The organism is Bradyrhizobium sp. Ses1, assembly GCF_059512365.1.
Map to the genome: position 1 here is coordinate 16906 of NZ_JCAMOQ010000066.1, position 24378 is coordinate 41283.

At 62.9% G+C, this 24378-nt stretch carries 22 protein-coding genes; 10 read left to right on the top strand and 12 right to left on the bottom strand.

What is annotated here, in order from left to right:
* The first annotated feature begins 84 nt into the window (after positions 1 to 84).
* On the top strand, positions 85 to 1386 hold the full coding sequence (hslU, locus tag AC5ZG5_RS40980; RefSeq protein ID WP_028164781.1) for an ATP-dependent protease ATPase subunit HslU: 1302 nt from the start codon (positions 85 to 87) through the stop codon (positions 1384 to 1386).
* Between the two features lie 97 nt (positions 1387 to 1483).
* Here the strand turns inward: hslU and AC5ZG5_RS40985 are convergent, their stop codons facing one another.
* From AC5ZG5_RS40985 to AC5ZG5_RS40995, 3 genes are read right to left on the bottom strand one after another with little or no spacing between them, the layout of a single operon-like run.
* Complete coding sequence (locus AC5ZG5_RS40985) at positions 1484 to 2071, bottom strand: Smr/MutS family protein (RefSeq protein WP_130225510.1); 588 nt, start codon at positions 2069 to 2071, stop codon at positions 1484 to 1486.
* Positions 2068 to 3627 carry a murein transglycosylase A gene (gene mltA, locus AC5ZG5_RS40990; RefSeq protein ID WP_456646331.1) on the bottom strand — a complete coding sequence of 520 codons (1560 nt, stop codon included), beginning with the start codon at positions 3625 to 3627 and terminating at the stop codon, positions 2068 to 2070. The genes AC5ZG5_RS40985 and mltA overlap by 4 nt, the downstream gene beginning before the upstream one ends.
* Positions 3551 to 4249, bottom strand: coding sequence for a Tim44/TimA family putative adaptor protein (locus AC5ZG5_RS40995; protein ID WP_028164778.1), 699 nt, complete (start codon positions 4247 to 4249; stop codon positions 3551 to 3553). Before AC5ZG5_RS40995 ends, mltA begins: the two co-directional genes overlap by 77 nt.
* A 417-nt stretch (positions 4250 to 4666) precedes the next feature.
* On the opposite strand from AC5ZG5_RS40995, the gene secB reads away from it, so the two are divergent.
* Entirely contained in the window at positions 4667 to 5161 is a 495-nt protein-coding gene (secB, locus tag AC5ZG5_RS41000) for a protein-export chaperone SecB (RefSeq protein ID WP_028164777.1), read from the top strand.
* 11 nt (positions 5162 to 5172) lie between these two features.
* Here the strand turns inward: secB and dnaQ are convergent, their stop codons facing one another.
* From dnaQ to AC5ZG5_RS41020, 4 genes are read right to left on the bottom strand one after another with little or no spacing between them, the layout of a single operon-like run.
* Entirely contained in the window at positions 5173 to 5883 is a 711-nt protein-coding gene (gene dnaQ / locus AC5ZG5_RS41005) for a DNA polymerase III subunit epsilon (RefSeq protein ID WP_130225509.1), read from the bottom strand.
* 31 nt (positions 5884 to 5914) lie between these two features.
* Positions 5915 to 6514, bottom strand: a complete 600-nt coding sequence (gene coaE / locus AC5ZG5_RS41010) for a dephospho-CoA kinase (protein WP_130225508.1) — start codon at positions 6512 to 6514, stop codon at positions 5915 to 5917.
* A 25-nt stretch (positions 6515 to 6539) separates the two neighbouring features.
* Complete coding sequence (locus tag AC5ZG5_RS41015; protein WP_456646345.1) at positions 6540 to 7148, bottom strand: Maf family protein; 609 nt, start codon at positions 7146 to 7148, stop codon at positions 6540 to 6542.
* 10 nt (positions 7149 to 7158) lie between these two features.
* Complete coding sequence (locus AC5ZG5_RS41020; RefSeq protein ID WP_028164773.1) at positions 7159 to 7998, bottom strand: pyruvate, water dikinase regulatory protein; 840 nt, start codon at positions 7996 to 7998, stop codon at positions 7159 to 7161.
* Positions 7999 to 8445: 447 nt separating this feature from the next.
* Here AC5ZG5_RS41020 and hemJ point away from each other — a divergent pair, with 447 nt between their 5' ends.
* The gene (hemJ, locus tag AC5ZG5_RS41025) at positions 8446 to 8868 is read left to right on the top strand and encodes a protoporphyrinogen oxidase HemJ (RefSeq protein ID WP_456646330.1); all 423 of its coding nucleotides are present in this window, start codon (positions 8446 to 8448) and stop codon (positions 8866 to 8868) included.
* A gap of 258 nt (positions 8869 to 9126) precedes the next feature.
* Positions 9127 to 10392, top strand: a complete 1266-nt coding sequence (gene rho, locus AC5ZG5_RS41030; protein WP_130225505.1) for a transcription termination factor Rho — start codon at positions 9127 to 9129, stop codon at positions 10390 to 10392.
* Positions 10393 to 10485: 93 nt separating this feature from the next.
* On the opposite strand, the gene AC5ZG5_RS41035 is transcribed toward rho, so the two are convergent.
* Positions 10486 to 10800, bottom strand: a complete 315-nt coding sequence (locus tag AC5ZG5_RS41035; protein ID WP_456646329.1) for a hypothetical protein — start codon at positions 10798 to 10800, stop codon at positions 10486 to 10488.
* Here AC5ZG5_RS41035 and mnmE point away from each other — a divergent pair.
* The 6 genes from mnmE to AC5ZG5_RS41065 all read left to right on the top strand — a co-directional run bounded on the left by mnmE (position 10682) and on the right by AC5ZG5_RS41065 (position 17413).
* A complete protein-coding gene (gene mnmE / locus AC5ZG5_RS41040) occupies positions 10682 to 12016 on the top strand; it encodes a tRNA uridine-5-carboxymethylaminomethyl(34) synthesis GTPase MnmE (protein WP_456646328.1) in 1335 nt (444 codons plus the stop codon). The genes AC5ZG5_RS41035 and mnmE overlap by 119 nt on opposite strands.
* 184 nt (positions 12017 to 12200) lie before the next feature.
* The gene (locus AC5ZG5_RS41045; protein ID WP_456646327.1) at positions 12201 to 12596 is read left to right on the top strand and encodes a hypothetical protein; all 396 of its coding nucleotides are present in this window, start codon (positions 12201 to 12203) and stop codon (positions 12594 to 12596) included.
* A gap of 207 nt (positions 12597 to 12803) precedes the next feature.
* The gene (mnmG, locus tag AC5ZG5_RS41050) at positions 12804 to 14687 is read left to right on the top strand and encodes a tRNA uridine-5-carboxymethylaminomethyl(34) synthesis enzyme MnmG (RefSeq protein WP_456646326.1); all 1884 of its coding nucleotides are present in this window, start codon (positions 12804 to 12806) and stop codon (positions 14685 to 14687) included.
* A 136-nt stretch (positions 14688 to 14823) separates the two neighbouring features.
* Complete coding sequence (rsmG, locus tag AC5ZG5_RS41055) at positions 14824 to 15489, top strand: 16S rRNA (guanine(527)-N(7))-methyltransferase RsmG (RefSeq protein ID WP_456646325.1); 666 nt, start codon at positions 14824 to 14826, stop codon at positions 15487 to 15489.
* 31 nt (positions 15490 to 15520) lie between these two features.
* Positions 15521 to 16372, top strand: a complete 852-nt coding sequence (locus AC5ZG5_RS41060) for a ParA family protein (RefSeq protein WP_130225500.1) — start codon at positions 15521 to 15523, stop codon at positions 16370 to 16372.
* Between the two features lie 156 nt (positions 16373 to 16528).
* Positions 16529 to 17413 (top strand): ParB/RepB/Spo0J family partition protein, encoded by an 885-nt coding sequence (locus AC5ZG5_RS41065; protein WP_028164766.1) that lies wholly within the window; start codon positions 16529 to 16531, stop codon positions 17411 to 17413.
* A gap of 107 nt (positions 17414 to 17520) precedes the next feature.
* On the opposite strand, the gene holA is transcribed toward AC5ZG5_RS41065, so the two are convergent.
* From holA to AC5ZG5_RS41085, 4 genes are all read right to left on the bottom strand, one after another.
* Complete coding sequence (holA, locus tag AC5ZG5_RS41070) at positions 17521 to 18549, bottom strand: DNA polymerase III subunit delta (protein WP_456646324.1); 1029 nt, start codon at positions 18547 to 18549, stop codon at positions 17521 to 17523.
* Between the two features lie 6 nt (positions 18550 to 18555).
* Complete coding sequence (lptE, locus tag AC5ZG5_RS41075; protein ID WP_028164764.1) at positions 18556 to 19110, bottom strand: LPS assembly lipoprotein LptE; 555 nt, start codon at positions 19108 to 19110, stop codon at positions 18556 to 18558.
* Entirely contained in the window at positions 19097 to 21721 is a 2625-nt protein-coding gene (gene leuS / locus AC5ZG5_RS41080; protein WP_456646323.1) for a leucine--tRNA ligase, read from the bottom strand. The genes lptE and leuS overlap by 14 nt, the downstream gene beginning before the upstream one ends.
* Before the next feature lie 798 nt (positions 21722 to 22519).
* Positions 22520 to 24217: a diguanylate cyclase domain-containing protein gene (locus AC5ZG5_RS41085; RefSeq protein ID WP_456646322.1), complete on the bottom strand. Its 1698-nt coding sequence runs from the start codon at positions 24215 to 24217 to the stop codon at positions 22520 to 22522.
* Positions 24218 to 24378 lie beyond the last annotated feature (161 nt).

Sequence of the window (24378 nt, forward strand, 5' to 3'; positions counted from 1 at the left end):
GATTACGAACTCGACATGATTTCCAGCCCGACGGCGATCTAACCTCAGCTTGCTCTCACAGCCTTGAACCCCTAGCTAGGTGACATGACCGACTTCTCCCCCCGCGAAATCGTTTCCGAACTCGACCGTTTCATCGTCGGCCAGACCGACGCCAAGCGTGCCGTCTCCATTGCCTTGCGTAACCGCTGGCGGCGACTGCAGCTTTCCGGTTCCCTGCGCGAGGAAGTGCTGCCGAAGAACATCCTGATGATCGGGCCGACCGGCGTCGGCAAGACGGAAATAGCGCGACGACTGGCAAAGCTTGCCGGCGCGCCGTTCCTCAAGGTCGAAGCCACCAAATTCACCGAGGTCGGTTATGTCGGCCGCGATGTCGAGCAGATCGTGCGCGATCTCGTCGAGGTCGCGATTGCGCTGATCCGGGAGCGCAAGCGGAAGGACGTGCAGGCGCGGGCGCAACTTGCCGCCGAGGAGCGCGTGCTGGACGCCCTGGTCGGACCGGGCTCGAGCCCGGCGACGCGCGAATCCTTCCGCAAGAAATTGCGCGCCGGCGAATTGAACGACAAGGAGATCGAGATCGAGACGCAGTCCTCCGGCGGCTTCCCGATGTTCGAGATTCCGGGCATGCCGGGCGCGCAGATGGGCGCGATTTCAATCGGCGACATCTTCGGCAAGATGGGTGGCCGCACCAAGACCCGGCGTCTGACGGTGGCGGGCTCGCACGAAATCCTCGTCAATGAGGAATCCGACAAGCTGCTCGACACCGACCAACTGGTGCAGGAAGCGATCAATGCGGTCGAGAACAACGGCATCGTGTTCCTCGACGAGATCGACAAGATCTGCGTGCGCGAAAATCGCGCCGGCGGCGACGTCTCGCGCGAAGGCGTGCAGCGCGACCTGCTGCCGCTGATCGAAGGCACCACTGTTACAACCAAGCACGGGCCGGTGAAGACCGATCACATCCTGTTCATCGCCTCCGGCGCATTCCATATCGCAAAACCCTCTGACCTGCTGCCGGAGCTGCAGGGGCGCCTGCCGATCCGCGTCGAATTGCAGGCGCTGACGCGCGACGACATGCGCCGCATCCTGACCGAGCCTGAGGCGTCGCTGATCAAGCAATATGTCGCGCTGATGCAGACCGAAGGCGTGAAACTCGAGATTACCGACTCCGCGATCGACGAGCTCGCCGACGTCGCCGTGGCGGTCAACTCCACCGTCGAGAATATCGGCGCGCGGCGGCTGCAGACGGTGATGGAGCGGGTGCTGGACGAAATCTCCTTCACCGCGCCCGATCGCCACGGCGACACCATCACGGTCGATGCCGATTATGTGCGCAAGCATGTCGGCGACCTCGCCAAGAACGCCGATTTGAGCCGGTTTATTTTGTAAGACCAACCGTCATTGCGAGCGAAGCGAAGCAATCCATCTCTCCACTTGCGGAGAGATGGATTGCTTCGTCGCTTCGCTCCTCGCACTGACGGATCGACTAGACCCTCGCGCGCCGCACGCGCACGTAGAGCGCGCCCTCGCCACCGTGGCCGATATGGGCTTCCTCGAAACCGACGACGAGCGCGCGGAATTCGGGCAGGCTCAGCCATTGCGGCACCTGGCGGCGCAGCACGCCACGCTCGGAATCGCCGCCGCCGGCTTTGCCCTTGCCGGTGATGACGAGCACGAAAGTCAGCCCGTCGCTGTGCGCGCGTTGCAAGAACGTGAGCAGCACGCGATGCGCGCGCGTCTGCGTCATGCCGTGCAGGTCGAGCCGGGCGTCGATCTCCTTCTTGCCGCGCGACAGTTGCGCGCGCTCGCGGCGGCCAATCGGTGCCAGTGGCGGCGGCGTCTGCGGACGCGGCGCCGGTGCTGATTTGACTGGGATCGGTTTCGCCGGCGCTGCAGTTTTGGCGGCGGCCTTGGTCTCCGCTTCGGGTCCGGCATGCGTCTTCACAGCGGGTTGGCGTTTGCGCAGCGGCTTGACCTGCTTCGCGACGCTTTCCCACAGCGCACGCTCTTCTTCGCTGAGCGCGCGCCTTCGCCGCGGCGGCGCCGGATCTGCAATCGGAACGGGACGCTTCATCTGTAGGTGCGGTAATGGCGGTAGTGCCGATGACGCCGCGGCTCATCAGTCTTGATGGCGGGCCGCGGCTCCGGCATCGGCACCGCGCTGGTCGACGCGGATGCATCCGCGGGCTTCGCCGCGCTCTTTTCCTTCTGCGGATCGACTTGCGGAAACAGCTTTGCGATCTTTTCCGACGGCCGCTCATCCGGCACCGGCATTTTGCGCCCGCGGGCGACGGGATCGAGGCTCCTCGGCACCAGCATCACGAAGCGCATATTGTGCCGCAGCCGGCCCGATACTTTTCCGGCATCGGCTCCGGCACCGAAATAAAGGTCTGCGCGGGCCGGGCCGACGATCGCCGAGCCGGTATCCTGCGCGATCATCAGGCGGCGGAACGGCGTCTTCGATTGCTCTGACTCGATCGGCAATTCGCCTTCGATGAAGAACGGCGTGCCATAGACGTGCAGCGCCTTGTCGACCGCGATCGAACGGCCGGGCGTCAGCGGCACGCCCTGCGCGCCGACTGCCTCGTCCTTGTCGGAGAGCTGCACCTCGCGGAAGAAGACATAGGAGCGGTTCTGCCGCCGCAATTCCTTGGCTCCGTCAGGGTTCTGCGCCATCCAGTCCCTGATCTTCTGCATCGACATCTGCTCTTTCGGGATGATGCCGCGGTCGATCAGGATGCGGCCCACCGGCGTGTAGGGATAGCCGTTGTGGGCATCATAGTTGATGCGCAATGTCGAGCCGTCCTCGAAGCGCACCCGCGCCGAGCCCTGGATCTGCGCGAATAGCAAATCGGTCTGCTCCTTGAGCCAGCAGATTTCGAGGCCGCGGCCGGCGATCGCACCGTCCTCGATCTCGGCGCGATCATAGTAGGGCACGAGCTTGCGGCGGCCGATCTTGCGGAATACCTGGCCCTTGTTCGGCAGGCCGCTCGAACTCTGCTTGGCGCCACGGACGAACAGGTTCGACGGCCGGCGGTAGACCGGCACGTTGTAGACGTCGGTCTGGGTCCGCGACCCATCCAGCACCGGCTCGTAATAGCCGGTGACGAAACCCTCGCCCTCGCCGAGCCGCGAGATGCGCAAGGGCAGGAAATGCTCCTCGAAGAAGGCTTTCGCCTTGGCTTCGTCGGTGAGCTCCGGCCCCTTGGCGATGCGGCAGGGATCGCGCAACGAGGTGCCGAGCGCCTTCGATTCCGAGGGCAGCCCGTGCTCGGCGGCGATCGGCCGGCAGCTCGCGCGAAAGGCCTTATAGGCCGCAAGGTGATCGTCATCGCTCCAGCCCGGCATGTCGGTCCAGGCCAGCGGTTCATATTGGCTGCTGCTGATCTGCAGCGGCAACTCCAGGTTCGGATAGGGGAGGTGACGGGTGTGCTGGACGGCCGAATGCCTGGTCGCCTTCGCTGGCGACCTTGGGCGCGCCTCTAGCGCGGCCGTCGAGCATAGAAGAGCGATTGCGCAGCACGCGGCCGTGAGACGCGCAAGGCGAAGCCGATCAGTGGGCGCTTCCAGTGCCAACCAGTTTCCAGTTCGGATCGCGCGACGCCGTATCGCGGGCGAATGTCCAGACATCGGTGATATCGGCGACCTTTTCCGGGTTGCCGTCGACGATGGTACCGGCCTTGTCGCGGGTGACGGAAATCATCTGCGACACAAAGCGGACCGTGACCTGTGCCGCACGGTCGCGTGCTTCCGCGCTGACAATCTCGGCCTTGTCGATCGAGACGAAGCGGGTTTCGGTCTTCTGCTCGTGCTTCTCACGATCCTTGATCGCGGCATCGAAGCTGTCATAGACCTCACTCGATAGCAGGTCGCGCAAGGCGCGGCGATCGCCGTTGGCAAAGGCCAGCACGATCATCTCGTAGGCGCTTCGCGCACCCGAGATGAAATGGCGTGGATCGAACGAGGAGTCCTGGGCGACAATGGCGTCCAGCCCCTGCGCCAGCGCCGTACCGGGTTCCGCAATTCCCTTCCAGCGGTCGGACGGCGGCGTCACGTCCTTGCTCGGCAGCGGAGGCGGCTGGTCGATCACCGAGCCCGGCATCGGAACGACATTATTGTCCCGCTGCAGCACATTCGGGGCCGCACGGTCATAGGGGGGCCGCTCGCTGCCGGTGCGCTGTCCGAGGACACTCCGCAGGCGCAGGAAAATGAAGACGGCCAGCGCCAGGAAAATGATGGTGTAGATATCCACGTCGTGTTCGCTTTCTGATCTGCACCGGCAACGGTCCGCCCCCAGCGGGCGTTCCGCTCAGGAAACGGCGGAGATTACCTCGCCAATTGAGTCCGCAGCATGTAGGCACGAAACTCCGCTCGGCCAATGGCGCGTTTTGGCGCGGCTATTCTAGCGCGTTTTGGCCGCGAGGGGAAATCCGATGATGCCTGGAAATCACGCATCTTCAAATATTTAGGGCGCAAATGGTGCCGCCTTTCAGCCGCGATTGACGATCTCGGCGCCAAATCGGCGAAGGTTTGGCAATCAAGGACTGTCGCCTTGTGGTGCAGTGTGGGGCTATGATAGCCACTCGCCCGGCACCAGCATTTCCAAAACCTTAACTGCGGCTTCGGACGTCAGACCGTCTCCGATCGCCAGTGCTCAGGAGAGCTTCCCATGACCAACGGCAACGGCGCACCCCCCGAGCAGGCCCCGCCCCAGCTCAACGTGCTGGCGCAATACACCAAGGATCTCTCGTTCGAGAACCCGAACGCGCCGGCCTCGCTCGGGCCGCAGGAGCAGCAACCGGCGATCAATATCCAGATCAATGTTTCGGCCAGGAACCTCGCCGAGAGCGAATATGAAGTGACGCTGTCGGTCGAAGGCAAGGCCGAGAGTGCCGGCAAGGTGATGTTCAGCTTCGATCTGCAATATGCCGGCGTGTTCCGGATCCTGAATGTGCCGCAGGAGAACCTGCACCCGCTGGTGATGATCGAATGCCCGCGGCTGCTGTTCCCGTTTGCGCGCGAGATCATCGCCACCGCCGTGCGCGATGGCGGCTTCCCGCCCTTGATGCTGGATCCCGTCGATTTCGTCGGCCTGTACCGCCAGAACATGGAGCGGCAGGCAGCGACACAAGCCGCCCCGGCACCCGGCGTGAAACCGAGCTGATCTTAAGGAATCTACGCGGCGGCTTCGGCCGCCGCCGGCAGGTACTCGTTCCAGATCGGCTTGTCGCCGAGGGTCGCGATGAAGGCGCGGTGTGCCTCGCGCTCCGCGTCGGTCACCCGCGGCACCAGCGGAATCTCGCGCTGCCGCCGCGGCATATCGCCATGGCCGACCTGGGTGATCTCGGCTTCCGAGGCCAGGATGAGCTGCGATTGCCGCGCCCCGATCAGGTCGACATAGACCTCCGCCAGCAACTCGGCATCGAGCAACGCGCCGTGCTTGGTGCGGCGGGAATTATCGATCGAATAGCGCGAGCAGAGATCGTCGAGCCGATTCGACACGCCCGGATGTTTCCGGCGTGCCAGGAGCAGGGTGTCGACCAGCCGATCCTTGGCGATCACCGGCCGCTTGATTCGATCGAGTTCGGCATTGATGAAGCTGATGTCGAACGAGGCGTTATGGATCACCAGCGGAGTGTCGGCGATGAACGCCAGGAATTCGTCGACAACTTCGGTGAACACCGGCTTGCTGGCCAGGAATTCGGTCGAGAGGCCGTGAACGGCGAAAGCCTCGGCCGGCATGTCCCGCTCGGGATTGATGTAGACGTGGTAGGTTTGCCCGGTCGGCATGCGGTTGAAGATCTCGACGCAACCGATCTCGACCAGCCGATCGCCGCGCAGCGGATCAAGGCCGGTGGTTTCGGTATCGAGAACGATTTCGCGCATGGATTTTTAGGACCGCAGAATACCAGGCGAATCAGATTCGCCGCTTCGGCATCTTAACGACCTCAGCCAGAATGTCCTTGATTTGCGCGCGCACGGGATCAAGGCCGTGTGAGGTATCCACCACAAAATCCGCCCGCTTGCGTTTCTCGGCATCGGGCAATTGTCGCGCCAGAATCGCATCGAGTTTCTCGTCGTCCATCGTGCCCCGTGCCAGCACGCGCTCGCGCTGTATTTCCGGCGAGGTCGTCACGACGACCACCGCATCGACCCGTTTCTCTCCGCCGGTCTCGAACAGCAGCGGCACGTCGACGACCACGACGGGCGCGCCGGAGGCTTCCGCATCCGCAAAGAATTTCTGCCGGGACGCGCCGAGCATCGGGTGGACGATCTGCTCCAGCTGCTTCATCGCCGCTGGATCGTGGACCACGCGCGCGGAGAGCTTTGCACGATCCACCTTGCCATCAGCGGTGGTGCCGGGGAAGGCAGCTTCGATCGCCGGCACCGCTTCGCCTTCGTAGAGTTGGTGCACGGTCGCGTCGGCGTCATAGACGGGGACGCCAGCTTCCGCGAACAGTTTCGCGGTGGTGGATTTCCCCATCCCGATCGAGCCGGTCAGTCCCAGGATCAGCATCTTTCAGTCATCACTCGGAAACATGTCAGATTGCCAGCAAATTCTCGCTGCGCAGGAAGGCTAACAGCGACAATAGCGGCAGGCCGAGGATGGTGAAATGGTCACCGTCGATGCGCTCGAACAGATGTACCCCGAGGCTTTCGAGCTGATAGGCGCCAACGCTGGTGGTCACGGCCTCGCCGGCCTGGCCCAGATAGGCGGTGATCTCGTCCTCGCGAAGCGGGCGCATCGACATGCGTGCCACGCTGGTGTCGGCAAACAGTATTTTGCCGTCTTGGGCGACGGCAACGGCGGAATGCAGTTCGTGAACCCGACCCGCGAGCGCACGCAATTGTTCGGCCGCCTGATCGCGGCCAGCGGGTTTGGTGAACAATCGATCGCCGAGCGCCAGGGTCTGGTCGGCGCCGACGACGAATCGTCCCGGCCGCGCGGAGGAAACGAACAAGGCCTTTTCGCGCGCCAGCAGCAACGCGATGTCCGCCGGCGCCGAAAGGCCCGAATTTTCCTGGATCGCCCGTTCGTCGATATCAGCCGGCATCGCCTCGAACGCGATCCCCGCATTGGCCAGCAGCATTTTTCGCGCACGGCTCTGGGAGGCGAGAATCAGCGGACTTTTTCCGCGCCAGATCGTCATCGCCACCGAATCACTCCAGCGGCCGTTGCCGCTGGCGGTCATTATAGAGCTTCATCACCGCTGCGGCCGTCTCCTCGATCGAACGTCGCGTGACGTCCAGCAGCGCCCAGTTGAACTTTGCGCTCAGGCGGCGCGCGAACGCGACTTCATCGGTAACCGCCTGCCTGTCGATATATTCGTCATTGCCGGACGCCGCGCCCATGCTCAAGAGCCGGTTTTGCCGAACCTGGATCAGGCGCTCCGGCGTCGCATGGAGGCTGACTACCAGCGGTTTCTTCAGGTGCTCCAGTTGATGCGGCAGCGGAATGCCGGGTACGAGCGGGACATTTGCGGTGCGGATGCCGCGGTTGGCGAGATAGATCGACGTCGGCGTCTTCGAGGTGCGGGACACCCCGACCAGAACGACATCAGCCTCCTCAAGGCCTTCGACATGCTGGCCGTCGTCATGCATCATCGTGTAGTTCAGCGCGTCGATGCGCTTGAAATATTCCGCGTTCAGCACGTGCTGCGCGCCGACCCGGCCCGAAGTGGCCGCACCCAGATACGCCTCGAACAACTGCATCACCGGCCCAATGATCGACAGGCTCGGAACGTTGATCTCCCTGCATTTGGCTTCCAGCCGGCTGACGAGATCTTTCTCGAGCAACGTGAACAGCACGATGCCGGGCGATTCCTCGATTTCATCGAGCACGCGGTCGAGCTGCTTCTGGCTGCGCACCAGCGGATAGACGTGTTCGACCGGCGAGACATTGGCGTATTGCGCGGCCACCGCGCGCGCCACCGTGATCAGCGTCTCGCCGGTTGAGTCCGACACCAGATGCAGGTGAAAGTAATTGCCTGATGTAGGCACCAGAACCTCTGTCTATCCTGTGAATCCCTGTGGAGGTTGCCTACAACTTTTCAGCTGAGATCGCCGCCTTAGGGATATCTAAACCTTTTCTTCACAGCGCCTCCTGCGAGGACAAGTCCGCCGTGCCGGTGGGATGATAGTGAGAATATGTGAATTTGTCTCTGGATAAGCTGGTCAAGGAACGCTGCAAGCGCTTGAGGCCTTGGGCGATATTCCGTTGCGCGACAGTGCGGGCCGAATTGTTGAGCGGTGTGAACAAGCACCCGAGAACGGCGGGATCGCGTTGTGTGAGTCAAATTCACGGTCACTTAGACTCAAACCTAAGATTCTAAAATTAATTGGTTTTAAGAGAGCGGTGCTTGCGGATATGTATCCGTAACCTCGCTGGCGGGCCTTCTTTTGAAACGGCGAGGCTGCCCGAGATGTTCCAGGAGCACGGCGATCACGATGTATGAGTGGATCAAGGCGCTGCACATCATTGCGGTCATCTCCTGGATGGCCGGCATGCTCTATCTGCCACGGCTGTTCGTCTATCACTGCGAGGCCGAGAAAGGCTCCAAGCAGTCCGAGACCTTCAAGGTCATGGAACGGCGCCTTCTGAGGGCGATCATCAATCCGGCCATGATCGTCACCTGGCTCGCCGGCCTCTATCTGGCCTGGACTGGTCACTGGTTCAGCTCCGGCTGGCTGCATGGCAAGCTCTTGCTGGTGCTCGTGCTCTCCGGTGTCCACGGATTTTTTGCCCGCTGGATGAAGGATTTTGCCGCCGACCGGAATACCCGAACCCAGAAATTTTATCGGATTATCAACGAGGTACCGACTGTCCTGATGATCGGCATCGTCATTCTTGTGGTGGTCAAGCCGTTCTAGAGGAGCCGTTTGCCCAGGAATCAGGCTTCAGTCCTTCTTGCGGAGCGCAAAGCGATTTTCTATATTTGTCCCAATCCCACCCCACGCAGGCGGATGTGATCGCGTTCCGGTTCCATCAACGGCCGGCCGCCACATCAGGTTTGAAGCCCCACCGGCGCTTTCCTTGCTTAGACCTGCGGACCTTCATTTTTGCGTCCGCTTTTTCTCAAAGCCACCTCGCAAGACCCTTCTCAAAAAATGCTCCACAGGACCACCCCCATGCGGGAAATCAAACTTCAAGACCTCAAGTCCAAGACGCCGGCCGAGCTTGTCTCGTTCGCCGAGGAAAATGGGGTCGAAAACGCCAGCACCATGCGCAAGCAGGAGCTGATGTTCGCCATCCTCAAACAGCTCGCGATCCAGGAAACCGACATTATCGGTGAAGGTGTCGTCGAGGTGTTGTCGGACGGTTTCGGCTTCCTCCGTTCGCCCGATGCCAATTATCTGCCGGGCCCTGACGACATCTACGTTTCGCCCTCGCAGATCCGCCGCTTCGGCCTGCGCACCGGCGATACGATCGAAGGCCACATCCGCAGCCCGAAAGAGGGCGAGCGCTATTTTGCGTTGTTGAAGGTCAATTCGCTCAATTTCGAGGACCCTGAGAAGTCCAAGCACAAGGTCAATTTCGACAACCTGACGCCGCTGTTTCCTAATCAGCGGTTTCGGATGGAAATCGATGACCCGACGCGAAAAGACCTTTCTGCAAGGGTGATCGACATCGTTGCGCCGATCGGCAAGGGCCAGCGCGCCTTGATCGTGGCGCCGCCGCGCACGGGTAAGACCGTGCTGATGCAGAACATCGCGCATTCGATCACGCACAATCATCCCGAATGCTATCTGATTGTGCTTCTGATTGACGAGCGTCCGGAAGAAGTCACCGACATGCAGCGCTCGGTGAAGGGTGAGGTGGTGTCCTCGACCTTCGACGAACCGGCCGTGCGTCACGTCCAGGTGGCCGAGATGGTGATCGAGAAGGCCAAGCGCTTGGTCGAGCATGGCCGCGACGTGGTTATCCTGCTCGACTCGATCACGCGCCTGGGCCGCGCCTACAACACGGTGGTGCCGTCATCCGGCAAGGTGCTGACCGGCGGTGTCGACGCCAACGCGCTGCAGCGACCGAAGCGCTTCTTCGGTGCCGCCCGCAACATCGAGGAGGGCGGCTCGCTCACCATCATCGCCACCGCGCTGGTCGATACCGGCAGCCGCATGGACGAAGTGATCTTCGAAGAGTTCAAGGGAACCGGTAACTCCGAATTGATCCTCGACCGCAAGGTCTCCGACAAGCGGACCTTCCCGGCGATCGACATTTCCCGGTCCGGCACCCGCAAGGAAGAGCTGATCACCGATCCGCAGCTCCTGAAGAAGATGTACGTGCTGCGCCGGATCCTCAATCCGATGGGCACGATGGACGCCATCGACTTCCTGCTCGACAAGCTCCGAAACACCAAGAGCAACTCCGAGTTCTTCGATTCGATGAACACGTAAGCGCCGGCCGACAGGTCCGTTTATGTTGCGATGCAATATATCTGGTTATGCTGCGGTATAGCTGCAGCATAACCGCATCGTTCCAGAATTCCGTCATGTAAGTATTTGATAATTATTATACTTCTTCAATTCGCGGATCTGCCGATGATGGGGCGCCGCCGATCTCGTAGCAAATTGCCGCACAATTGCTGCAGCAAGATGGGCTGATTGTTGCGATGCAGCGTAGGCGCGAACGATGAGACGCGCGAATTGTGCGTTGCCTTCCCGGCCGTTCGCTAACAAATAGGCGATGCATCCGCGAGACCAGACCATCTTTGCGCTTTCCTCGGGGCGACCGCCAAGTGCGATCGCCATCGTCCGGGTGTCGGGGCCGCAAGCTGGTCCGGCATTGGTGAAGTTGGCCGGCAAGATTCCATCGGCGCGGATGGCGACCAGAACGCTGCTGAAGGATGCCACCGGCCAGCCGATCGACGATGCGGTGGTCCTCTGGTTCCCAGCGCCCGCGAGTGCCACGGGCGAGGACGTCGCCGAATTTCATGTCCATGGTGGGCGGGCCGTGCTCGGCGCGGTGTTCAATGCGCTCGCTGGCGTTGATGACGTTCGGCCTGCCGAGGCCGGCGAATTCACCCGCCGCGCCTTCGAGAACGGCAAGCTCGATCTGACCGAGGCCGAGGGCCTCGACGACCTCATTCATGCCGACACCGATCGGCAGCGCCGCCAGGCGCTGCGCCAGTTGAAGGGCCTGCTCGGCAATCGCGCACGCGACTGGCGCGCTGAGATCATCGAAGCATCGGCTCTGATCGAGGCTGGTATCGATTTTTCCGACGAGGGCGACGTTCCGGCGGAACTGATCGCGCCGGCGCTCACGAAGGTCAAAGCGCTGCTGACCGAAATTCAGCAGGTGCTGGCGGCCCAGGCGCAGAGCGAACGACTTCGCGACGGTTTGGTGGTCGCAATTGCGGGCCCTCCTAATGTCGGCAAGTCGACGCTGATCAACCAGCTTGCGCGGCGCGACGTCGCGATCGTCTCGCCGCACGCCGGCACGACGCGCGACATCATTGAAGTGCAGCTCGATCTCGACGGCTACCCGGTGACGGTGATCGACACCGCCGGAATCCGAGAGACCGACGATCCGATCGAGCAGGAGGGGGTGCGCCGCGCCCGTGCCCGCGCCGAAGAAGCCGACCTGGTTTTGTGGCTCACCGATAGGACGAGCGCGGCAGCTTCAAACGACGGGTCCGCGCCGGTCTGGTTGGTGCGTAACAAGATCGATCTGGATGCTTCGGCGTCGGAGCTACAAGGATCGGAACTACCGTGCGCCACGTTCAGGATCTCTGCTCGGAGCGGGGAAGGGATTCCGGAACTGATCGCGGCCCTTGTCGGCTTTGCGCACGACTGCTTCGGATCTGGCGAGGGCGGTCTGATTACTCGGACGCGGCAGCGCAAGCTGTTGCGAGAGACGGCCGAATCGTTGCGGCGGGCGATCGATGTGGTCGGGGCGGGCGAAGAACTTGCCGCGGAGGAACTCCGGGCGGCCGCCTATAGTCTCGGACGGCTTCTCGGCCGCGTGGATGTCGAGGACATCCTCGACGTGATCTTTCGGGAATTCTGCGTCGGGAAGTAGGTCGCTGGATCAGTAGGCCGCTGAGTCAGGGAAGCCGATCCGGAAAACGACACCATACTCGCTTCTCGGGCGCCGCAAATCATGAACGAGTCTTAACGAAACCGCATCTTGTCCGTCCTGGTTATCCATTGTGCTGCCGAACCGTTGGCGCCCGATCGCTCCTCGCACATGCTGGAGAACGGCCATGGCTAACGGGGCGCACGGAACTTCCACCGGACAGGCCTTCCGGATTCTATCCACTGGTCTACCAAGCCGCTATCGGGCTCGCCCCTTCTTCGTTCTGGCGGCCTGGATATTGTTTGATCGTCAGAACGACACCGAACTTCCTCTCGCAATCGTCAATCTGTTCCTGCTGGTGGCCGTGATGCTGCCTTATCTGCTGTGGCGGACCTGGCGGAACCATCAACGACTGCCACCTTCACTGACGACTAATAGCGGCTTCCGTAAGTGGACCAATGAATCGGCCCCAGGTCTGGCAGAGCCGCTTAAGGGCTCGGATGCCGCAATCGACATGTTGCTGTCGCTGGCCTCCGTGGCGTTCGGCTTGCTCGCTTTGGGTATCGTCTTCAACCTGAGCTGACGATCCGACCGCGCAGCACCGGCGCCGCGCTTCTCGACGTGAGTTCTCGACCTTCGCCCCGTGCCGGCACTGTTTCACGTGAAACACCCGGCGCAGGGGTCCGGTGGAACACGAACAGGACTGGCACCCTGTTTCACGTGAAACAGCGGATCAGGCTGGTCGAAACTTGTCTTTCGACTTTCACCGCTCCGCGCTAGAAGTTTGCGCATGTCTACCCAATCGCTTTCATTCGACGTCATCGTCATCGGTGGCGGCCATGCCGGCTGCGAGGCCGCCAGTGCGGCTGCCCGGATGGGCGCGAAGACCGCGCTGGTGACGCATCGTTTTTCGACCATCGGCGCGATGTCCTGCAATCCCGCGATCGGAGGCCTCGGCAAGGGTCATCTGGTCCGCGAAGTTGACGCTCTCGACGGCCTGATGGGCCGGGTCGCGGATGCCGGCGGCATTCAGTTTCGGGTGCTGAACCGCCGCAAGGGTCCTGCCGTCCGTGGTCCGCGCGCTCAGGCCGACCGCGAGCTCTATGCCGCTGCGATGCAGGCTGCGATCCTTGGGACCGTCAACCTGACCGTGGTCGAGGGCGAGGCGGATGATCTCCTGACCTCCAATGGCCGCATCAATGGAATTCGCCTCGGAGGCGGGCGGATGCTCTCTGCCGGCGCCGTTGTGATCACGACCGGCACCTTCCTGCGCGGTTTGATCCATCTCGGCGAGAAGAATTGGCCAGCGGGCCGGGTCGGTGAGGCTCCGGCCATGGGGCTTTCAGCTTCGTTCGAGCGTCTGGGCTTTACGCTTGGCCGGTTGAAGACCGGGACGCCTCCGCGCCTGGATGGCACCACGATCGACTGGTCTGCAATCGAGATGCAGCCAGGCGATGATCCACCTGAGCCGTTCTCCATCATGACGGACCGGATCACGACGCCCCAGATCCAGTGCGGGATCACTCGCACCACGCCCAAGACGCATGAGGTAATCCGGGCCAATGTGCATCGTTCGCCGATGTATTCCGGTCAGATCAAGAGCACTGGGCCGCGCTATTGCCCCTCGATTGAAGACAAGATCGTCCGCTTCGGGGATCGCGATGGCCACCAGATCTTTCTGGAACCCGAAGGCATCGACGACAATACGGTCTACCCCAACGGCATCTCGACCTCACTTCCGGAAGAGGTCCAGCTCGCGATCCTCGCCTCCATCCCCGGCCTTGAGCGAGTCAAGATGGTCCGGCCGGGCTACGCGATCGAGTACGACCATGTCGACCCGCGCGAGCTCGATCCGACGCTTGAGACCAAGCGCTTGCCCGGACTGTTTCTGGCTGGCCAGATCAACGGCACGACCGGATACGAGGAAGCAGCCGGGCAGGGGATCGTCGCTGGCCTGAACGCGGCACTCGCTGCCGGCGGCACTGATCCAATCGTGTTCGACCGCGCCGACGGCTATCTCGGCGTGATGATCGATGACCTGGTCACGCGTGGGATCACCGAGCCCTATCGCATGTTCACCTCGCGGGCCGAATACCGGCTGACGCTGCGGGCCGACAATGCCGACCAGCGGTTGACGGATAAGGGGATTGCGTTGGGGTGCGTCGGCGAAGCCCGCTCCAAGCGCCACACCGCAAAGATGGCGGCGCTGAATGCCGCCAAGGCGCTGGCCAGGTCGCTTTCGATTACGCCCAACGAGGCCATAAGACACGGGCTGGCGCTCAACCGCGATGGCGTCCGCCGCTCCGTCTTTGAACTGCTGTCGTACCCCGAAGTGGAGTGGTCGACGCTCCGAGGCATCTGGCCGGAGCTGTCGGTCATCGATCCATCGACTGCCGTGCACCTGGAGATCGACGCGAAGTACGATGTCTATCTCAAGCGCCAGATCGCAGACGTCGATGCCTTCCGCCGCGACGAGGGACTTGTCCTGACCGGCGTCGACTATGACGATGTACCCGGCCTCTCCAACGAGGCGCGCGCCAAGCTGAAGGCTGCGCTGCCGCGGACCGTGGGTCAGGCAGGCCGGATCGACGGGATGACTCCGGCGGCGCTGGGCATTCTGGCCGCTTACCTGCGTCGGGAGGCACGGCGGAAGAAGGCGACGGCGACCGCGTAAGCGTTTCACGTGAAACGGCGCGCCACGGTCATTGCGAGCGCAGCGAAGCAATCCATTTATCCGAGCACGACGGCGCCAATGGATTGCTTCGCTGCGCTCGCAATGACAACCTGCCTTCCGACTGACATTGCGAATCATGGTCAAAGCATCGCTAAACAGAGCGCTACCGAGCGCAGCTGCCGACAAGAGGGCGGCCCTCGCCCTCACCCCCGTTTCACGTGAAACGGAAGCCCGGCTCGATAGCTACGTCGCGCTTCTCTTGGAGTGGCAGGCCAAGACCAATCTCGTCGCGCCATCGACGCTGCCCGAACTCTGGACCCGCCACATCGCTGATTCGCTGCAACTGCTCGACCTTGCTCCAACAGCCAAGGTCTGGGTCGACCTCGGCAGCGGTGGCGGCTTTCCCGGTGTCGTGCTCGCCTGCGCGCTCGCAGATACGCCTGACACCTCCGTCCATCTGGTCGAGCGCAACGCCAAGAAAGCGGCCTTTCTCCGCGAAGCACTGCGGGTGACAGCAGCACGGGGGACAGTGCATCTGGCTGACATCGGGGATATTGTGGAAAGAATCAGCGGCCCCATCGATTGCGTGACCGCGCGGGCGCTGGCTCCGCTACATCAGCTCATCGGCTTCGCGGAACCGTTGGTGCGAAAGGGTGCAAAAGCGCTGTTTCTCAAAGGCCAAGATGTAGAGGCCGAATTGACCGAAGCCACTAAATATTGGAAAATTGAGGCGCAGCTTCATCCGAGTCGGACCGGCGGACACGGCTGGATTGTTGAGCTCAACTCCATCGTGCGACGTTGAGCTTTACGCAGGGGATCAGCAGGGCAACGTTATGACCGTAATTGATGAGATTTATCAAGAGGATAGGGCGCCACAACCGGCTGGCCATCCACGCATCTTGTCGCTTGCCAACCAAAAAGGGGGCGTCGGCAAGACAACCACAGCGATCAATCTCGGGACGGCACTCGCGGCCATCGGCGAGCGGGTCCTGGTCGTTGATCTCGATCCGCAGGGCAACGCATCCACCGGGCTCGGCATCGACCGGCGCAATCGGGGCTGCTCGACCTATGACGTTCTCATCGGCGAGGCGCCGCTGCGCGAGGCGGTCGTGGCGACCGCGGTGCCACGGCTTCACATAGCGCCCTCGACCATGGATCTCTCCGGCCTCGAGCTTGAACTCGGCACGACGCCGGGCCGCGCGTTCCGCCTGCGCGACGCGATCGCGGGGCTCAACAACAACACCTCGCCGGATGCCGATTACACTTATGTGCTGATCGACTGTCCGCCGTCGCTCAACCTGCTGACCGTGAACGCGATGGCGGCGTCGGACGCGATCCTGGTGCCGCTGCAGTGCGAGTTCTTCGCGCTCGAAGGTCTGTCGCAGCTCTTGCAGACGGTCGAGCAGGTGCGCTCGACGCTCAACCCGAACCTGTCGATCCACGGCATCGTGCTGACGATGTTCGACTCCCGCAACAATCTGTCGAACCAGGTCGTCGCCGACGTCCGGCAGTTCATGGGCAGCAAGGTCTACAACACCATGATCCCGCGCAACGTGCGCATCTCCGAGGCGCCGTCCTACGGCAAGCCGGTGCTGGTCTACGACCTCAAATGCGTCGGCAGCGAAGCCTATCTGAAGCTCGCCACCGAAGTGATCCAGCGCGAACGCGAGTTGCGCACGAATTAAGGACCATTCGTAGGATGGGTAGCGCGCCGCGAAACCCATCATCTTTCCATGCGAGGAGCGCGATGGGTTTCGCGGCGCGCTACCCATCCTACGATCCGACCGATCTGAAATTCGAATTCCGGAGTTTGCTACGTGAATCCAAGGGAGCTGGCGACAATGGCCGACGAAGCGCGTTCGCGACTGGGCCGTGGGCTTGCAAGTCTGATCGGGGACGTCGGCGGCGAGGCCGCGCATGTCGAGCGGCCTCGCACGCAGCGCAAGGTGCCGATCGAATTCCTCAAGGCCAATCCACGCAATCCGCGCCGCAGCTTCGCCGATGCCGAGCTTCGTGAGCTCGCCGATTCGATCAAGCAGCGCGGCGTGATCCAGCCGATCGTGGTGCGGCCGGTCAAGGGCGCGCAGGACCGCTACGAGATCATCGCTGGCGAGCGGCGCTGGCGCGCCTCCCAGCTCGCCGGCCTGCACGAGGTGCCGATCGTCCCGATCGAGGTCAACGATAGCGACGCGCTCGAGATGATGATCATCGAGAACGTGCAGCGCGAAGACCTCAACCCGATGGAAGAGGCGCAGGGCTATCATGCGCTCGCCAACGAGTTCAAGCGCAGTCAGGAAGATATCGCGCGGGATGTCGGCAAGAGCCGCAGCCATGTCGCCAACATGATGCGGCTGACGAAGCTGCCCGCCGAGGTGCAGGCCTTCATCGCCAGCGGCGAATTGTCCGCAGGCCATGCGCGCGCGCTGATCGGCGTGCCCGATCCGCTCGCAGCCGCCAAGCGCATCGTCGCCGAAGGTCTCAACGTGCGCCAGGCCGAAGCGCTGGCGCATGACGAGGGCGTGCCGGTGCGCAAGCCGCAGAAGGCGCGCGGCGGCGCCGCCGGCAAGGAGAAGGACCCGGACACGCTCGCGCTAGAGAAGCGCGTCTCCGATGCGCTGGGCCTGACCGTCAGTGTCAACCACCGCGACCCCGGCGGCTCCGTGCAGATCAGCTACCGCAGTCTCGAGCAGCTCGACGAGGTGATGCGGCGGCTCGAGGGCGGTTAGTCTCGTCATTGCGAGGAGCGATAGCGACGAAGCAATCCATCTCTCCGCATGGGGAAATATGGATTGCTTCGCTTCGCTCGCAATGACGCCTTGGGGTGCATCGCGTCTCATCCCCGCCGTCGCGCATTCGCGGCGATCGAGAGCAAGGTGCGTTGCGCGATCACGGCGGCAAGCGAATTCTGCTTGCGCATATCGAGCGCCGCAGTGCCGAGCTGCTCGATGATGCCGACCAGCCGCTGCGGGCTGAAATTGCGGAGTGCGATTTCGACGGCACCTTTCCGCGAGAAATGCAATCGCGGGTATCCGCCCTCCAGCACCGACGCGGCCGGCGCACCATCGGCAATCGCCAGCGCCGATTTGTGCAGCCAGGCCGCCTGGCGCTGCGCGGCAGCGATGATGACGCCGGGATAGGTGCCGGCGACCATCGCTTTCGCAAACTCCGTCTCGACCGCGGCGGCATTGCCGGCGAAGGCACTGTCCACGATCGGATCGAGCTTCAGCTCGGATGCGTCGGACACCACCGTCATCACGTCCTCAAGCGTGACCTCGCCCTTGCCGTGGGCGTAGAGCGTGAGCTTGCGCACTTCGTTGCGCGAAGCCTGGCGGTCGCCGCCGAGCAGTGACATCAGCACCGCGCGGGCATCTTGCGCGATGCGCAGGCCGGATGCCTTGAGTTCGTCGTCGATCAGCTTGGCGAGATCGCGCTCAGTGTCGGGATAGCAGCCGATCGCCACCGCATTCTTGGCGCGCTCGCAGATCTTGCGCAGCGGCGAATCCGGCCTGATGTCGCCGGCCTCGATCACGATGCGGCAGTCCTTCACCGGCGAATCCGTCAGCGTCTCGACGCCGCTGGCAAAATTGCGCGAGCCGGCGCGAACGCGGATCGCGCGCCGTCCGCCGAACAGCGGCACCGTCATCGCTTCATCCACCAAACGCGAAGGCTCGGCGGCGAGGTCGTCGCCGTCGAGGCGGACCAGAGAGAACGGATCGTTGGGGTCGTCGACCGCGGATGCCATCAGCGCATCGGCGCGCTCGCGCACGAGGCCGGCATCGGGGCCGTAGAGCAGGATGATCGGACGGCCGGGATCGGGCCGGGCGAGGAAGGCGTCGATCTCTTTTCCGCGGAGCGCGACCAACGCCGATCAGGTCCCGGCAGTGAAGAAGGACGCCAGCCGGGTATTGATGTTGTCCGCGATCTCCTGCGCGGCGCGATCTTCGGCGTCGCGCAACGCGCGCGTGCGGGTGAAGCGCTGGTAGGAGCCCGGCATGTCGTAGGACACCCGCGAGAAGGTGGAGCCCGTCATCACCGACTTGTTGGAGGCGATCTCGACCAGATTGTATTGCGCGTCGATGCCAAAATTCTCGCCGGTCGGCAGCGCCGTGTTCGGATCGATCATCAGCGAGGAGCGGCTGGTCGTGAAGCGGATCACCAACCGATGGGTCGGCGGCATGCCGGTGGCGTTGCCATAGAGTTTGAACGCCAGCGCATTGCGGACTTCCACGCCGATGCGGGCCTCGCGGGACGCGTTCGGCTTGTCGTTGATTGGCGGGAGCTCGACGCCCATCAGCTTCTCGCGCAACGCGGGCGTGCCGTCGGTATGCTCGGCATACATCGGCTGGAAACAACCTGCCGTCACCGCAGCCAAAGCGGCCACCGCGACGAGCCGGAGAGCGATCCGGATCCTAGCCGACGACATTCACGATCCTCATGGGCACCACGATCACCTTGCGGACGGGCTTGCCGTCCAAGGCGGCTTTTACCGCATCAAGCGCCAGAACGGCAGCCTCGATCTCAGCATTTTCCGCCGCCCGTGGCACGGTAACATCACCCCGCTTCTTGCCGTTGACCTGCACGACCAGGGTCACGCTGTCTTCAACCAGCAAATCACGTTCGATTTGCGGCCAGGAAGCCTGCGAAATCAGCCCCTCCTGGCCCAGAACCTGCCAGCATTCCTCGGCGAGGTGCGGCATCATGGGCGCGAACAGTTGAACAAGGATGACCGCCGCCTCCCGGACCGCCCAGGCGACGTCGGGGGCAGGCTTGCCGCCCTTGGCCAGGGTCTCGGCGAGCGCATTGGCGAATTCCCGGATATGGGCGAGGCAGACATTGAAATGCAGCCGCTCGATCCCGGAGGACACCTTGTCCAGCGCGCCATGGGCGGCCTTGCGCAAGACGAGTGCCTCGGGGGTGAATGACGCCGGCCGGGCCACTGGGGCACCCTTCGCGATCTCGGCGGATTCATTCACCAGCCGCCACAGCCGCTGCACGAAGCGTGCCGCGCCTTGCACCCGCTCGTCGCTCCAGATCACATCGCGATCCGGCGGGGAGTCCGACAGCATGAACCAGCGCGCGACGTCGGCGCCATAGGTCGCGATAATGTCGTCGGGGTCGACCGTGTTCTTCTTCGACTTCGACATCTTCTCGATCGGGCCGATCGTGATCGCCTCACCGGTGTCGATCGTCGTCGCGCGCCGCTCGCTGCCGACGACCTCGATCTTCACGTCCGCCGGCATCACGTAGGTACCGTCGGCCTTCTGGTAGGTCTCGTGCACCACCATGCCCTGCGTGAACATGCCGGCGAACGGCTCATCCATCGCGATGTGGCCCGTCGCCTTCATCGCGCGGGTGAAAAAGCGGCTGTAGAGCAGATGCAGGATCGCGTGCTCGACGCCGCCGATATACTGATCGACCGGCATCATCCGGTTGGCGACTTCAGGCGTGGTCGGCGATGTCTCGTTCCAGGGATCGGTGAAGCGCGCGAAGTACCAGGACGAATCCACGAAGGTGTCCATGGTGTCGGTCTCACGCTGTGCCGGCCCGCCGCATTGCGGGCAGGTGACGTGCTTCCAGCTCGGATGGTGGTCGAGCGCATTGCCCGGCTTGTCGAAGGTCGCGTCCTCCGGCAGCGTTACCGGCAGCGCGCTGTCGGGCACGAGCACGACGTCGCATTTCGGACAATGGATGATCGGGATCGGGCAGCCCCAATAGCGCTGGCGCGAAATGCCCCAGTCGCGCAGGCGGAAATTCACCTGGCGCTCGCCGACGGGCGCGTTGCCGCGAATCTCGCTCTCCAGCCGCTTCGCGACTTCTTCCTTCGCCTGCTCGATGGTCATGCCGTCCAGGAAGCGCGAATTGATCATGCGGCCGTCGCCGTCATAGGCGGTGTCCGTGATCACGAACGTCTTCGGATCCTGGCCTTCGGGACACACGACCGGCGTGTTGCCGAGGTCGTATTTGTTGACGAAGTCGAGGTCGCGCTGATCGTGCGCCGGGCAGCCGAAGATGGCGCCGGTGCCGTATTCCATCAGCACGAAATTCGCGACATAAACCGGCAATTTCCAGTTCGGATCGAACGGATGGATCGCCTTGATGCCGGTGTCAAAGCCCTGCTTCTCGGCGGTGTCGATGACCTCCTGCGCGGTGCCGATCCGTTTGACCTCCGTGATGAACTCGGCAAGCTTCGGATTCTTTGCCGCCGCGGCCTGCGCCAGCGGATGGTCCGCCGAGATCGCCATGAACTTGGCGCCGAACAACGTGTCGGGCCGCGTCGTGAAAATCTTCAATTCGCGCTCGCCGTCCGGCGTGGTTGTGGGATCCAGCGCGAAGCGGATCAAGAGTCCCTCGGAGCGGCCGATCCAATTGCGTTGCATCAGCCGCACCTTGTCGGGCCAGCGATCCAGCCCGTCGAGAGCGTCCAAGAGCTCCTGCGAGTACTTCGTGATCTTGAAGACCCATTGGTTCATCTCGCGCTGCTCGACGACAGCGCCCGAGCGCCAGCCGCGGCCGTCGATCACCTGCTCGTTCGCGAGCACGGTCATGTCAACGGGGTCCCAGTTGACCTTGCGCTTCTCGCGCTCGACGAGGCCGGCGCGCAGGAAGTCCAGGAACATCTTCTGCTGATGCCTGTAGTAGCTGGGATCGCAGGTCGCGAACTCGCGTGACCAGTCCAGCGACAGGCCGATCGAGCGAAGCTGCTTCTTCATCGCCGCGATGTTGTCGTAGGTCCACGCCTTCGGCGCCACCTTGCGCTCGATCGCGGCATTCTCCGCCGGCAGGCCGAATGCGTCCCAGCCCATCGGGTGCAGCACGTTGAGCCCCTTGGCGCGCATGTAGCGGGCCAGCACGTCGCCGAGCGTGTAGTTCCGGACATGGCCAATATGAATGCGCCCGGAAGGGTACGGGAACATCTCAAGCACATAGTATTTCGGCCGCGGATCGTCGTTTTTCGACGCAAAGATCGCCTTCTCGTCCCACTGGCGCTGCCAGCGCGGCTCGGTTTCACGGGCGTTGTAACGTTCGGAGGTCATGGAGCAGGGCTCTTGAGGGGCTTTTCGGCCGTTTAGAAGACGGCGGACTAGGCCATAGAATTGGCTGCGGGGTCAACGGGTTGGGGCACTCGTGACGGCCCTTGACGGTACGGCATAACGTGCCGGCTCAGCAGATATAGGTCTGCATTCTCGCGGCAGGAGATGCCCGAGCTTTGTTTCACTTTTCGCCCTCGCATCGAATAGAGGGCGCAGGGAAAGCCGGGTGCTGGTTGCACCCGTGGGTCCCGTGCAACAAAAAGCACGGGGGTAGGACCACAGGTTCAACCGAAGCATTCCGGCTTTCCCTGCGCGATGGTGTTACGGTTTCCTTCGTGCTCTCCTCGGTGATCGGGCTTTCTTGCCACCGTCACCTCTCGCGCGAAGTTGTTCGCGCAAGAGATTTAGCGCCAGCGTCGGGGCGCCAGGACCACACGACTTCGCCGTCCGCGTTACATGCGCTCGTCAGTCGCATGCATCGCGTCCACCGCATCTCACCGCAACGTTCGTGACGATCGCGAGCCGCCCCTCATCCGCCGTGAGACGCGCGGAGTCATAGTGCTGATTTGCCCGACGGCGGAAGCGGAATGTTTTTTGTGCGAGGGCTGGACAGGACAAATCAGGTTGGAATTGCTTGCGAATTTTTCTCCGCCGTCATTCCGGGGCGTCCGAAGGACGAACCCGGAATCCATCCAGCCAGGAAGGATGCGGCGAAATGGATTCCGGGCTCGCGCCAAGAGGCGCGCCCCGGAATGACAGAGGATGTGGTGATGTCGTCGCGCCCGAATGACAGCAGCGAAGTTAGCTCGCCATCGCCATCGCTGCCGCGCCTTCCGAGCCTCGCACCAGGCCGTGCTCGACGACGGTGTTGCGGCCGAGATGTTTGGCGGCGTAGAGGGCGGCATCGGCGGCTTCGATCAGGTCACCGGGGAGGAGCGCCGGGCTTGGCTTGGTGCAGGCGACGCCGACGCTGGCGGTGACGATCTGGTAGCTGGAGGTTGCGTGCGGTAGGTGGAGATCCTGCACCGTGGCGCGCACGATCTCGCCGATCTCTTTTGCGCGTGCGGCACCGGTGTTCGGCAACAGCAGGCAGAATTCCTCGCCGCCATAGCGGCAGGCGAAGCCCAGCGTATTGGCGGCGATGCCGGAGAGCGTCTCGCCGAGCCTGGTCAGGCAGGCATCGCCTTCGGGATGGCCGTAGGTGTCGTTGTAGAGCTTGAAATGATCGACGTCGATCATCAGGAGCGACAGCTCGCAATCATATTGCTGCGCCTTCATCCACTCGAAATCGAGCCGGCTCTGGAAGCCCCGGCGATTGGCGAGCCCCGAGAGCATGTCGATCGAGGCCATCACCGTCAGGCGGTCGTTGGTCGCGACGAGGTCGCGTTCGCGCTGGCTGAGCTGCGCGGCCATCGCGTTGAAGGCGCGGGCCAGCGGTACGAACTCCGCCGGTAGCTTGTTCTTGGCGACGCGGGCCGACCAGTCGCCCTCGCCGAAGCGCCTGGCCGTGCGGGTCATCACGTCGATCGGCTGGATGATCAATTTCTCTGCGCCGACCAGCGCGCCGAACAGCACAACCAGGCAGACGAAGCCGAGCTGCAGATAGGCGGTGCGGATATCGCGATCGATCGCCGCCGTCACCTTGGCTTCGTCGATGCTGACGATCAGCCGCGAGCGTGTGCCGGGAATGCGGGCAAAGCTGATCGTGCGGTTCGTGCCATCCGCCGCGGTAAAGGACATCGAGCCGGAGGACTCACCATAACTAAGCGCCTTGTCCGCGACCGCGGACATCAGCGGCACGGTGTCCAGCGAGCGGCCGATCATGCTTGCCTGATCCAGCGGTGCCGCGAGAACCGTGCCAGTGCTGTCAACCAAGACGGAGGAAACACCGGCACGTCCGCCGTAATTGCTCATGATCTTGGACATCCAGTCCAGATTGATCGCGGCCAGAACCACCGAGTCGGTTTCACTGTTGACGGCCGCCACCGGGTAAGCGGCCATCACGACCGGTGTATTGGTGGGGCGGCTCACGATCAAATCGCTCAAGACAAATTCCCGGCGCCCCCTCGCTTCGGTCACATAGGGCCGGTCGCTGAGATCGATGCCGACATAGGCGTTGTCGGTCGAGCACTGGATCCGGTTGTCGCTGCCGAGAAACATCAGGCTGCGGATCCAGGGCATGTTGGCGGGCACGCTGGCGCGCAGGATCTCGCAGCTCTTGCCGATGCCGCCGGCGGATGCGCGGATATAGGCCGCGGATTTGAGCACGGTCTCGACCGAGGAGATGACCTCGCGCTGGGCGTCGGCGCTGTGTGCGGCGAGCGCGGCGAATTCCTCGGCGGCGTGTGCGATCTGCTTGGCCCGCGAACCCTCCAGGGTGCGGACGCGGTCCAGCATCATGGGCGCCACCAGCAACAGCGCAAGCAGCGCCAGCCGCCCGCGGATACCCAGAAGAGTCTTGAGTTTGGCGCGGTGGCGGTTGAAATTAATTTTAGACATTAATGTCCCCTAGCCCCACTGGTGAAAGTAGAACGAAGGGTTCAAGAAGGCTTTCCCGGATTTGATAAAATTCGAGGGAACTCCCGCTAGGTCGCGTGGACAGTTATCTTAGCCAGAGCAGAGTTGCGGCGATAGCGACGACAGCGAAGTAATTTCGTGCG